At 53.2% G+C, this 12,883-nt stretch carries 10 protein-coding genes; 3 read left to right on the top strand and 7 right to left on the bottom strand.

Annotated features, from left to right (window positions below; all coding sequences use genetic code 11):
- The first annotated feature begins 23 nt into the window (after positions 1-23).
- Positions 24-6,344 carry a tetratricopeptide repeat protein gene (locus ACUM6F_RS03855; RefSeq protein WP_445348425.1) on the top strand — a complete coding sequence of 2,107 codons (6,321 nt, stop codon included), beginning with the start codon at positions 24-26 and terminating at the stop codon, positions 6,342-6,344.
- 192 nt (positions 6,345-6,536) lie between these two features.
- On the opposite strand, the gene ACUM6F_RS03860 is transcribed toward ACUM6F_RS03855, so the two are convergent.
- Entirely contained in the window at positions 6,537-6,860 is a 324-nt protein-coding gene (locus ACUM6F_RS03860) for a Mu transposase domain-containing protein (protein WP_445348426.1), read from the bottom strand.
- Here ACUM6F_RS03860 and ACUM6F_RS03865 point away from each other — a divergent pair.
- Positions 6,840-7,043, top strand: a complete 204-nt coding sequence (locus ACUM6F_RS03865) for a hypothetical protein (protein WP_445348427.1) — start codon at positions 6,840-6,842, stop codon at positions 7,041-7,043. The two genes, ACUM6F_RS03860 and ACUM6F_RS03865, sit on opposite strands and share 21 nt — an antisense overlap.
- Positions 7,044-7,112: 69 nt before the next feature.
- Here ACUM6F_RS03865 and ACUM6F_RS03870 read toward each other — a convergent pair whose 3' ends face one another.
- From ACUM6F_RS03870 to ACUM6F_RS03895, 6 genes are all read right to left on the bottom strand, one after another.
- Positions 7,113-7,913, bottom strand: a complete 801-nt coding sequence (locus tag ACUM6F_RS03870) for an ExeA family protein (protein ID WP_445348428.1) — start codon at positions 7,911-7,913, stop codon at positions 7,113-7,115.
- Positions 7,906-9,264, bottom strand: coding sequence for a DDE-type integrase/transposase/recombinase (locus tag ACUM6F_RS03875; RefSeq protein ID WP_445348429.1), 1,359 nt, complete (start codon positions 9,262-9,264; stop codon positions 7,906-7,908). Before ACUM6F_RS03875 ends, ACUM6F_RS03870 begins: the two co-directional genes overlap by 8 nt.
- A gap of 50 nt (positions 9,265-9,314) precedes the next feature.
- Positions 9,315-9,809: a DUF6431 domain-containing protein gene (locus ACUM6F_RS03880; protein ID WP_445348430.1), complete on the bottom strand. Its 495-nt coding sequence runs from the start codon at positions 9,807-9,809 to the stop codon at positions 9,315-9,317.
- A gap of 199 nt (positions 9,810-10,008) precedes the next feature.
- Positions 10,009-10,668 carry an IS21 family transposase gene (gene istA, locus ACUM6F_RS03885; RefSeq protein ID WP_445348431.1) on the bottom strand — a complete coding sequence of 220 codons (660 nt, stop codon included), beginning with the start codon at positions 10,666-10,668 and terminating at the stop codon, positions 10,009-10,011.
- A 260-nt stretch (positions 10,669-10,928) separates the two neighbouring features.
- The gene (locus tag ACUM6F_RS03890; RefSeq protein WP_479684210.1) at positions 10,929-11,318 is read right to left on the bottom strand and encodes a RipA family octameric membrane protein; all 390 of its coding nucleotides are present in this window, start codon (positions 11,316-11,318) and stop codon (positions 10,929-10,931) included.
- A 159-nt stretch (positions 11,319-11,477) separates the two neighbouring features.
- Positions 11,478-11,894: a TIR domain-containing protein gene (locus tag ACUM6F_RS03895; protein WP_445348432.1), complete on the bottom strand. Its 417-nt coding sequence runs from the start codon at positions 11,892-11,894 to the stop codon at positions 11,478-11,480.
- A 370-nt stretch (positions 11,895-12,264) separates the two neighbouring features.
- On the opposite strand from ACUM6F_RS03895, the gene ACUM6F_RS03900 reads away from it, so the two are divergent.
- The coding region (locus tag ACUM6F_RS03900) for an IS110 family RNA-guided transposase (protein WP_445348433.1) at positions 12,265-12,883 on the top strand (619 nt) is incomplete at its 3' end.

The following is a 12,883-nucleotide window of genomic DNA, read 5'->3' on the forward strand; positions in this document are numbered from 1 at the left end:
GTCCTCAGGAGGTTAAATTGTCCATGTTGCCACCCGGGATTAGGCAAGGGGAGCAGCCTCCGTACCATCAACTGGATGAGTACCTCTTTCAAGATATGTGCTGTGACCTTTTTCAAACTGAGCCGGAAATCACATCATGTAGTATATATGGGACTCGAGGACAGTCGCAATACGGTATAGATCTGCTTGCCCAACGACGTGATGGTGGTATAGAGGTAGGTCAATGCAAAAAATACCAACAATTCTCAGCTAAGGAAATCGTGCGAGCTTCGGATGAGTTCTTTAACCATTGGGATCACTGGAAAAATAAGGGCGTGAAGAGGTTCATTCTATTTGTCTCTTGTCCGTTGGACAGGCAGGAGCAGCAAGAGGAAGTCTTGCACCAAAAAGAGCGTTTTAAAGAATTTGGTATAGAGTACGAAGTGTGGCATAGCCGAGTCTTAACTATGAAGTTGGCGCCTAATCCAAACATCGTCTGCAGGTACTTTTCTCCCGCGGACTATTGGGTATCCTATATTTGTGGTCCTACTGCTGTGCCGTTAGTCACTCAGAGCCGGGGAACCGTAGTCATTTCTGAGATTCTCTCGCACCAGCTAACGTACTTATCGGGCCGCTTGGCCAGTGAAATTCAGTCTCAACTCGAACGGATGAGAGCATTATGGCGACAAGGTAGGCTTACTGAGGCCTTGCAATGGGTAAGAAATGTCAAAAACGACACCCATGTTTGGCTAGCCCTTCCCGCTGATTTGCGGGCGCGTTTGTTACGTTTTGAAGCCAGCATAGAACTGGAGCAAAAGGCTGACCTCTCCCATGTGAAACAACTAGCACTGGAAGCAGATGCCCTTTGTGCTTCTATTGAAGGATTGAGGCTAAAAGCTTTAATAACCTATAGAGAGAAAGGCGCTGCGGCAGCGGTCCAAACCTTAAAAGGGCAAGAAGATGTCGATACTTTGAATTTAATAGCGGCTCTGCTCCTGGAGATGAACGAGAATGATAAGTGCTCCCAGGTTATAGAGCGCATCATGAGCCAGTTTGTCCCAAATGCAGAAACCTATCGAGTTCGGTCCCTTTTGAACCTCTGTCTTGGAAACCTCGCTCAGGCCAGGATGGACGCCCAAGAGGCTCTTAACAGGGAGCCAAACTGGCGCTCAATTCAGATGGCGTCGGCCATGGTTTATTATTACAGCGCGATGTCTGCTCTGGCGATACCGCGTGGTATCCCAGCGTGGCCCGAACCTGTAGCTTGGCCGCTCATTCGTCGCGACAACGAGAGCCTACAATATCTCGAGAGTGCTTCCCAGCTTTTTGCCTCACTTTTGGGAGCTGCGGAATTGGATGTGGAGGAGCGGCGCCGCCTCCAGGCCTGGAGGTTGGCCTCCGTGGCAAATCATCCCCGCCTTCAGGACGAAGCACTGAATTACTGTCGGTCCGTGCTAGAAGATGACCCATCTAATGCCTACGTTGTCGCTTGGGCCATTAACCGCAATATGGCAGTTGATTTGACTGCTAGTTTGACAGCGTTTGAGGACCTCATCAGGGAAGGACGGGCTAGTCTCCTTCACGTTATTATCGTTGTGAGCTTTTACCTTTCAAATGGCATGGGGTCGAAGGCCTTGGAGTTGCTTGGTAACACCAGAAGTATCTTCGAGCAGAATGACGCGGAGGACCTTTGGGCCATTTGGAAGTGCCGTTCTTTGGTTGTTGACGGTAAGTCAGATGAAGCATTAAAAATGGCGGATTCACTGAAGGATCCCCACTACGCACGCATTGCCAAAATTACTGCTCTTCGAGCGCGGGCATCGGAAAAAGGTGACTGGCAGTCACTTATTGACTACCTTGAGCGTTGTTTTTCTGATACTAGGGACGGTGTTTTTCTGCTGGATTGTTGCGAGATAAAAGCCCACCTGGGAGACTGGACCTACGTGGCGCATCGTTCAGCCGAGTTGGTCAACCATGTTGGCACTGCAGACGCCGTTGAACTGGCAGCCCAAGCCATGTTCAAAGCCGGCCACTACGCGGAATGTCTCACCCTACTTGATAGGTTCCAGCGTTATTTCACAGATTCAAAATTACCGGCCAATTTGGGGCGGATTAGGGTGGAATGTCAGCGGCTGCTCGGTATTTTGGCTCGTGCAGTAATCGAAGCAGAGGAGTTAGCGCGGAGCGATCCCGCTATTCCTAACCTCCTGGCCCTGGCTCAGCTTTACTTTTCTTTGGGCGATTTGAAGGGTGTCGCATTAGTAGCTCGGCAGATCGAGTCGCGGTCCGATTCCGCTCCGGAACACTGCTTGCGCTTAGCGCGTCTCGTTCAGTGGGACGATCAAAATTTGGCCGTGTCACTTTGGAGAAAGGCAGCCAACTCTCCCTGTCTTCCGGATGAACTGGTTGGCGAAGCTGTTGCCTTGGGATATCAGCTGGGGTTAGATGCAGAGATGGGCCCCCTTGTCAAAAGGATGGTTGACCTTGGGGAACAGGCTAAAGGAGGAATCCAGAAGAAGTCTATCGAGGACTTAGTGGCCACTATTGACCAGCAACGCGAGAACTTAAGTAAAGTAGATGAGTTGTATCGGAACGGAAGGATCCCTGTCCATCTAGTAGCAGAAGCACTTAGTATTCCCCTAGCCGGAATGTATCATACAAGGTTACTCGAGAACGAAGAGCGTCTTTGCAGTTATGAGTGTCTGCCTTTGTTCTGTCGCCATGGCGGTAGAACCATCGGGTCGGAGACCGACAAACCAGTGACTCAATGGCGTCTGCACATGGATGTTACCGCCGTCCTTCTTGCGGCTCACCTTGAAGTCCTAGAGAAAGTTGAGGAGGTATTTAGACCGATTAAGATTCCTGCCTCGCTCGTTCCATCACTTGTTGCTATGAGAGATAAAGTCACGCCGCATCAGCCCTCTCGCGCTACGGCCTACCGCCGTATCCTTGACCTCATTCGTGAATCTAAGATAAGAACCATTGACCCTCCTAAGATATCTGAAGCCGACTCGATTTTGGTCCAAGAGTTAGGCTCTGAATGGGTAGCCTTGTGGGAATATGCTCGAAAAAATGATGGCTATTTAGTGGACTTCCTTCCGCTTAGAAAACGAGACCTTTCTGGGCCTCCAACGGCACTACCCGAAGATGCAGGGATGACATTGATTAATTGCAGAGCGGTGGTGGAGTCGCTCAGGCAGTTCGGGCCGCTTTCTGAAGATGAGTATTTCAGGGCGTTGGACGCCCTTGGAACGGAGGGGCTTGGTGCGGATGTCAAGGTCGTGCCCGCTCAACATAAAACGTTGGTCCTAGATACCACAATTCCCGAGACCTTAGCAGAAGCTGGATTGATTGAACTAGTTTGCGACCGCTTTGACGTTGTCATTAAAGACGAAGAAGCGAGACGCATTGAGGCTGCCTTACAAGAATATGAGACGGCGCAGGAGCTATCGAATTGGTTGGGGAGCATTATCGATAAAATAAGTCGCGGATTTAGAAACGGGGTGTACGAAGTCATTCCGACTGTTGGGCCTGGAGAACCCAGCGATAAAGAGATTGAAATGACGTTAGAGCTAGACAGTCTTTATTCATTACTTCGGTTTGAGCCCCAACCAGGGGATGTTATTTGGGCGGATGACCGGGCCCTGACCAGTTACCGGCACCGCGACGGCGGAGTACCAATTATCGGAATTACGGAAGTGTTAGACGTCCTGCTCGGTGCCGGCAGGCTTGATAAGAAGGAATACTTTGGTTTGCTCACAAGGCTGCGTGCGGCTAATGTGCGCTTTATACCCTTGCGTGCCTCTGAAATCTTGCATCATTTGATGCAAGCCCGGGTGCAGAATGGAAGGGTAGTGGAAACTCAGCAACTCGCCATTCTTCGGCGCTACGTAGCTAATTGTCTGGCGAATGGGGCTGTGCTACAACGCCCAGTCGGAGGCCAGGCCAACCCCGGAGAAATCCCGTTTGTCTTGAACCTTGGCCGGGAAGTCACAGATGCGATAATATCACTATGGGAAACGGCCGATGCTGACCTCGAAGCATGCCAAGCGCGGGCAGACTGGATTATGGAATCCCTCTATCTAGATTATTTGGCTCGTGCCTCACTAATTGGACTAACCCTCCCGAACGAAGATATATACATAGCAGCCTTGGGAATAGTTGACTTGTTATTGGCAGGTTTATCTTTAGGAGCTAGAGATAGGCGTCGGCGATATAGTGCCCGCCCCCAGTATTTCGCGTGGTTGGAAACTCGTGTACTCCGAAGCCGCTTTACAGCCGAGCCGCGTCTTATAGCGGCAGTTGCGGAAGTGCTCAAGAAAATGCTTAACCGTTTAGACGAGCCGCTGGACGGCGATATGGAATTCGCCTGGAAATATGTCGTTCAACGCTTTTACGAGGACCTTCCGGACCTTCTGAGGGAGGAGTTGAATCGTGACCAGGAGTTTATTGCCAGCATAGGAATTAGGGTTTTCCCGGTAGTGGAAATCGGCCGGGTGAAATTCGAAATAAACGAATTCGTTCGAGCCGCGATAGAAGTGATCAATGGCCGCCCCAGTACAGCCAAACCGTTAGATCCAACTGAGCGAGAGGCGGTATTTGAGCCGGATACCGATAGTCCATTCTCTTGTGTTGTTATTCATCCTTGGAATTCTCGACCGGTTCCAGTCAGGGATGAGATATTTGAACTCCTACGTGAACATCCGGCGGAAAGAGAGGCGGCGCTTCGACGGAACCGTCAATGGTTTGACTGTTCCCTTGAAGAATTTAACAAAGTGGTAGCAGAAATCGCCACATTGCAAGACCCTCTACGGCGGCTCGAGGAAGCAGAGCGGTGGCGGAAAGCTTCTGTTAGTGCTTACTATCAACGCCTGCAGGAGGCTGTGCATAGGCGCCATGCGTTAGCCAGAAGTGATTTAGGCTTACCCTCTGCAGACCGGCTCTGCTGGTATTTCAGACTTCCTCCGAATACCGGGGACGGTGAAGAGTTTCAAAAGTCGTTGTACCAGGCTGCCGAGGAATTGCTTAAAGAGAGTGAACTGATCAATGCGCTTGAAAGGTTCTGCGCTTTGCCGATGCCTTTGCCCCTGACTCTCGTACAGAGGGTCCAGCGTCTCGACCCCTCGGAACGCCATCAACTTGTGAAGGCACTCCTGAAGTCGACCGGCTCGCCTTTGTCGAGGATACATTTGTTGAGGATTCTAACGGTTTGTAGTGAGAAGCGGTATTTACGGCTGGCACGCCGCATTATGGTTCGTATGCTGGGAGACACTGGCGCAGCTGAATTCGACGCCTTCCAGGCTGTTTTGGACTGGGCCGAAGCCGAAACCAGTGCGTGGTCGGCTGGTGGTCTGTCCAACCATATCCGGTTAGCTATGGTTTGGGCACATGCACATTTCCTGTATACCATGGTTATCGGTGCAGGAGCACCTACCTCATGGGTTACCGAAGTATTCAGGAACTTGTCCGGCAATCCATCTCTCGAATTATTCCGTCGCGAGCCGAGTTACTGGTTTGACGTCAGTCACCCGCGTCAAGTGAACCGCGCATCGTTCCTCCTTTCCGGTTTTGCTTACGCCCTTGGAGATTTGGCTGACCGCCTAATGAGTCCTCAAATTCGAGAGCGCTTAGTTGCTATGGCTTGTGTTCTCACCGAAGAGGTACAATTGCCGTCACCTTCCATGTTGCGAGATTCAACTCGGTGTCGAGATGGTCTGGGTTCTTTCCTAGGTGGCGACAGGGGGCAGACATTGAGATTCCTGCTTGGTCAGGAGAAGGCTGAGTTGTTGTCGAGTAAATCAATTCGCTCCACCCTAAACCTCGCTTTGAAAACCCTTGGTGCTGAACCAACGAGCACTGTTGCGTGGGCGATAGTCCTCAATATACTTACGTGGGGTGCGCTTTATGAGGATGTGGTCCCCCGCCTGGTGGAACTTTTTAAGGGTACCGACTACACTGACCTTTATAAACGTGATGCAAAGTGCGGTCTTATTGCCTTGCGAGCAGCTACATTTCAGATGGCCTCAATTCGGAACGAGGAGTTGAGAACCCACCTAATTCAACAGATCCGAGAAGTAGCCGCATGGTGCAGCGAGTCCGAGAAGCAAGCACCGAAGATTGCTGACGCTATGTCAACTCGTGAGGTTGGACTCAGCCTTTTGGAGTGTGCTTTAAACGTGTGTCTAGGGCAGGAAACAGATGAGAAGGTCATCATTTCATTTGTGGAAGTAACGTCAATGATAATGCACGCATGGCCGCAGTTGCGCAGGGAGTATAAGGACATTCTAGAATTGCTCTGCCAACGGTTGCCAGTATCGGCCTGTAAGCCCATTTGGAGGTTGATTAACTTGGCTCGCACTTTCTAGCGTAGACTTTCGGTAAACGGGTTAACTTTGCAGTAATGGTCAACTGGGCCATTATAGCTGAAGCGGCTGAAAATGTTCTCTCTACAGACGAAACCTTGAAAGCCGCAATTGAAGGGGACCGCTGGGCCTACGCTCAGTATACCTTCTGCCCGAGACACGGTAACTGATTATTTTCGGGACTACGCCGTGCCTTCACTCATCAAATAGCACAGGGATAACATCCCACCTGACTAGCCCTACGGCCCGCGGATGGACGGCCAGCCTTTCGTTCCCCGCCCAGATCTGGATCGTGGTCTCGTCCGGCTGGACCTCTACCTGTCGGCCGGCCCATTGCCAGGGGACGCCATACCAGGAGCCGTTCCATTGGAGGTAACCGTCCCGGCCTACCTTGCGCTCCTCACGCAGGAAGGGTATCAGTCTGTCCGGACCAGGCAGGGGCATCAGATGGGCCTGCTCGACGACCAGGCGGTCAATCGGTCGTTCCCGGGTCGTCCCGTGGATACGGACGTTGGCCACGGTGTCAAGCCAGACTTGGACCCGGCGGTTGAGGTCACAAAGATCGGCAAACCGGGCACCGGGCCAGAAGTTGCCTTCGACGTACCCGACGCCGCGCTCGACCTTGTCTTTGGTTCTGGCCCGGTAGGGCCGGCAAAGCTGGATGTCAAAGTGTTACTGCCACCCTATAATGTCCGGGGATAGACGGTGTTAATTGTCCAAGAACTGACGGGACAGCTGTCCGGCAGTCATCGGCGGGCGGAGCAGGGAGAGCTACATCAGCTCTCCCTGAATCACCCGTTTCACCATGTGGTCATCAACGATCCGGTTGCCGTTCTGCGCCCCGTAGATCAGACAATGGGTACAGACCTTGTTGATCAACCGCGGGGTCCCGGCCGAGAAACGAAAGACCTCATCCAACGCACCATCCGAGAAGATGTCTCGGTCCGCACCGGCGTATGCCAGGTGCCGTTTTACATACTCGCCGGTTTGCGCTCTGTCCAGGTGGGTTAGTCTACACTGCAAGTCGATACGTTGCCGGATGGCGGCGTAGGCCTGGAGCCGGAGCCGTTCCCGCAGCTCGCTCTGCCCGACCAGGATAAGGGCCATGGGGCTTGTGGAGTCCATCTTGAAGTTAAGGAGAAACCGGACCTCTTCCAGCATCTCCTTGTCCAGCAAATGAGCTTCATCCAGGATCACCACCGGCTGCAAAGAATGAACTCCCCGCATCAGTTCGATCTCCCGGTGCAGTTGGCGTTTGGCATCGCCCCGGTAGAACTTGGCTTCGCACCCCAGCTGTTCCAGTAGGCCTTTGTAGAAATGCCGGGGCGTCAGTTTGGAATCGGCCAGGTACATCACCAGAAACCGGGCCGGGTCAAGGATATCCTTGAAACGCCGGATGGCGGTGGTCTTGCCGGTCCCGCTGTCCCCGGTGAACACAACAAACAGTTGGCGCTTGGCGGCATGTTCCAGTCTGCCCAGTGTCTCTTCCAACATCACGGACGGGTACAACTGGTCTGTGGGAATGTCGCGGGTGAACGGGGTATGGGCGAGGCCGTAGAATTCTTCAAACATTACCGCCGACCTCCCCCTTGCGTACCGTCCGGTAGATGACGGCAGGCGCCTGCTGCTCTCTCCTCTGCTTGTTTCTCTTTGCTGCTGCAGACAGGAGCCTGGATGATTCGGCAGTCTGGCTCTGCAGGCGCTCTGGCAGATGCGGGCGCTCTTTTGTCCGTTCCCCGATCACCAGTTGCCTGGCCTTCCAGGGGGAATGCCCCTCGTACTCGATGGTCAGTTCGGCGGTATCAGCCGGGTCGTAGACGACATCCACCTTGCAACCGATGAAATTCAGACCGACCTCGTACTTCTTGCCTGCGAAGCTGATGCAGCCCGCCTTGTCGACCTTCCTTTCCTCGCAGTGCAGAAAAGCACATGTGATCGTTTCAGCATCCAAAAACCTGACCGCCTTGCTGTCACTGCGGTAAGCGGCAGCCGGGCTCTGATTGTTCGCCAGGGCTGAATGGGGCTTGTTCTGGTAACACTCCTCCAACCAGACCCAGAACAGCGCATTGAGCTTGTCCAGCGACTGCGGTTTCTCCAGGGCCGCCTCGGCCAGGAAGGCGTCCACCACTCGGTTAAAGCGCTCCACCTTGCCGGTTGCTTCCGGGGCATACGGCTTGGCATACAGCAGCCGGATGCCCATCTTGGCGCAGGCCCGGATCATCCACCTGGTCCGGTATTGTTTACCGTTATCAAAAAACACCGCATCGGGCGCCCCGTACTTCTGGATCGCCTGCCGGAAACAGTTTTCGACGATGATCTGGTCCAGGGTGGGATAGAACTCTCCGTGCATGACAAAGCGCGTGGCGTCGTCAAAGAAGGATACCAGATAGACCTGCTTCTTGGCGCCATCCGGGCCGATGGGCAGGTACGGTCCATACTTGATGTCCGAGTGCCAGAGCTGGTTACGGTGCCGGTGCTGGTAGCGCCGTGCGGCGACGCCGGTATCCGCGTACATACGCATGTGCCGGGCGCTGTAGCCCTTCTCCGCCAGTTTCTCCTGCAGGGTGCTGCGTTTGATCCGACCGGGTTCGGCCAGCCCTTCCCACTCCAGAATCTGAATGATCTGCGCGACACTTCTTCCCGGCACCTCGCGGCGCAAAAGGATGGCCTGCTCCAGGATGTGTGCCGGGATGGCCTCCTGGTTCAGGCGTTCACCCTTGCCCTTGGGTTTGAGGCCGCCGAACCCGTTTTCCCGGTACCGGGCCAGGTACCGGCGCAAGGTACGCTCGGATATCCCGGTCTGTGCACAAATCTGGGCCTTAAGTTTTCTGGCTTTGGCCGCATCCACGTCTTCCGCCAACAGCGGGGACAAAAGCTGTATCCGCTGGGTGGCGATTTCTTCGGCCTTCCGGTGGTCTCTCATGCTGAATACCCTCCTTAAAGTTAATTCAGCACGAGTCTATGCCAAAGCCGTCAGGACAGGAATGCCGAACGGGTCTGTACCCAAAGATTTGCATTGGCCACCAGGCGGACAACTCTGGCCAGCCAGCCGGGGGCATCCCCTACCAACTGCCAGATCCTGTGGAGCGCGGACCGGGGAAGGGTGGATCGTCCTTCCACAGACGCTATCGCATAACGGGCGGCGAGGGCGGTGAGGCAGCCAAGGAAGTACGCAGCCAGTGCCCAAAACCATCTCCGCCAGCGCCACAAGGTGGATTCATCGGCTGTGACGCTAAGGGCCGGATCACCGCCCACGGCTGCCTCAATGCTATCCTTTATGTGACGCTTGTACGGTACCAGCATGTCCGGCAGTTCGTGGTGGATGCGACGGCACGCAACACAACGAAGGCGGCGGATGATGAGGATGATTTTGTCCCCGAGGCTGTCGATACAGCCCCGTTGGCGGCTGCCAATTACCCTTAAATGCCCGCTACAGCAGGGACAGGGAATCTGCTCCGCGCTCCTCACAAAAAACACCCCTGTCGGGGTTCTCAATCAGTTCATATTCTGTTACAATGACCATACGGTGATGGGCGCCTCTGGTGCTGCTGCTGACCACAGTAGCACAACAAACAGGGGCGTCTTTCCTTTCTAAATGATATGGCCATTATATCCAGCAACTCCCGGTCAGGCAATCCCGTCAGCTTTCGGACGTTTCAGGTTAGCCCTAACAGTCAAAGCCCAGCCGCAGGGCGAAGTCCAGGAAACGCTTGTTCCAGATAGGCTGCCCGGCCTCGTCCCGGTCAAGAACGACCAGCTTGGCGTTGTCGTACAGGCACTTGCGCGGAATGCCGCCCAGCCGCGCAAAACCGTTGATGTGGCAGCGGATGAAGCCGGCCACGTCGGCGCGCTGGATGAACTCTACGTACATGGCCCGCGCCCAGGCCAACACCAGGACGAAAGCCCAGACATAACGTGGTGTCCCGTCCGGACGTGGTGTCCCGTCCGGCGTCAGGTAGCGGTAACGGCCGAAGTCGACTTGCGCTTGTTCGCCGGGCTTGGTTTCAAAGCGCACGGTGACTTCAGGCTTCCGTCGCCATCGGCGGAACGGGTGAACGTACTCCTTGAGGATGGAGTAGCCGCCTGTGTAGCCCAACTCCCGGATCTCCCGGAGCAGAACGACGCAATTGTCCACTCCCTCGCTAAGCCGCTTCTGGATATAATCTTTGTAGGGGTCGAGCTTGGACCCCCGCTTCGCCCGGGGCTTCGGTTTGGGTATCCCCGGCTCCCGAAGGTATCTACGAACCGTGTTCCGGGATACGTCAAGAAGCCTTGTGATGGCACGGATGGATTCGCCCTTGCCGTGCAACTCGATGATCTGTTTCACTTTCCCACCCTCCAGCATCTTGTTGGACACCTCCGTCTTTTGCAGTCGAAGGTGTCTTTCGCCGGGGGGTGGGTCAATTCTTTTTCGGCGCTACTGGGTCATTTTAAACCCGGCGCTGACAATTCATAGTCTTGTGGTGTCATCATCTTATGGACTAACAAAAGCCAAGCAACAACATACCCTGTATGGTCTGATCAATAATTCAGTATGGTGTCCGTACACTTCTTATAAATGACACTGAAATGGTGCCACAAGGCTAACTAAATTCCGATTTTCGATAGAATACACACGAGATAGGCTGCGAAGTGCTGAACTACGAGCAAGATACCTAAAAGAGAATAGAGAACAATAAAGACTATAGGCACACAGTTTTCTATCCTAGTCATTGGCTGATAATGCTTCTTGTTCTTTCCTGCTTTGAGTAGAGCCCACTCAGATGCGTAGGGTGCAATAGGGAGATAGTCTTCAATTTCTGTAATTACGTGATATTTTGCAGAGTTCAGTTGTCTGTACTGATTGATCAGTCTTTGCCAAAAATAGCAAAGTAAAACTAGTGGAATTAGAGGAATCAGTAACCAGAGACTAACTTCTAACCCTGGGTAATTATGTAGTAGTGCAGCAAGCCCAATGGTTGCCGTATTCGCTCCCAGAAAAACGAATTAACAAGCATTCGTCTTGCGCTAACGCGATCAGCCATCTCAACGTATATTTTATATTGGTCAAGCAGGGCTGCATCATAACCATTACCATAACACTCGGGGGGAACTCTAAGCAAAATGGCCTTAATGTCTTCTTTCTTGTTTATCATTTTATAATGAATACCTTCGAATTGCATCGACGATTGAACTTGTCTGCCAGCGGACCATTACTTTAGCAATATCAAGGACACTTTGCGGGATTCTTTCCTGACCCCATGGTACGATTCCAATAATAGGCTTATTGTATTTTTGAGCAATTTCAATCTCTTTCTGTATCCATTTTCGATAATTAACATACATTCCGGATAACACAAGGACACAGTTTACTGGCTTTATCTGAAGATCTAACTTCGCTTCGAGTTCTTTATCAGTTTTGGCGCCGAGTGGATCGTGTTCGGGAACAGAATAGTTCCGCCACTTAAAGTATGAGGCTTCCTTGAGAAATCGAACGAGGCGATAATACTCTGAGTTCTGGTCGTTCCGCCATACGTGACTGATGAAGAGGTCATACGTTTTTAGACTAGGCATCCCAATACCCCCTCCAGGGATTACATTTACTCGATACTCGACGAAATTCCTACTAGTGTCTATCCAATACTTTCCGACAACGATCGACAGTTTTCAGCTATACGTTGGGATTACGACGGGCTAGCAGACCCTCATCCTTCAAAATGCAGCACCACAGACAATGAAAAAGGGTGTCAGTGCCGAAGTGCTCCCATGGCAGTCGGCGAAACGAGATCGACACTCGCTGGTACTGTGAGTCCGACTAGCAGACGGATCCCGGCGGTTGGAGCACCACTGACTGTCGCCGCCTTCAAGGTGAGCACGAAGGGTAGATTTCTTAACGCACACGACCGCCGCGCCTTCTGCCACACATTTGTAGGAGGGTAACATTATGCGGGTTGTTTACGAACGGTGCTGCGGTATAGACGTCCACAAACAAAGTCTTACGGCCTGTGTTATCACCCCGGAAGGCAAGGAACTCCGGACCTTCGGGACCATGACCGTTCACCTCCTGGAACTGGCCGATTGGCTGGAAGAACGAGGCGTAACCCATGTCGCCATCGAGAGTACGGGCGTGTACTGGAAGCCCGTTTATAACCTCCTGGAGAGTCACAGTCTCGAACTTTTGGTCGTCAACGCGCAACACATCAAGGTCGTTCCGGGGCGCAAGACCGACGTCAAGGATGCGGAATGGATTGCCGACCTATTGCGGCACGGACTCTTACGCGGCAGTTACATTCCCGGCCGGGAGCAACGCGAGTTACGCGAATTGGTCCGCTACCGCAAGACACTGATCCGGGAACGGAGCGCCGAAGTAAACCGCCTGCAAAAGACACTGGAAGGGGCCAACATCAAGCTCGCCTCAGTAGCCTCGGACATCACGGGTAAATCCGGCCGGGCGATGCTGGAAGCCCTTGTCGCCGGGACCGCCGATCCAAAAGTACTGGCCGCCATAGCCCAGGGGCAGCTGCAAAAGAAGCGGCCTCAATTGGAGCAGGCCCTTTCCGGCT

The sequence above is a fragment of the Desulforudis sp. DRI-14 genome, assembly GCF_052618305.1.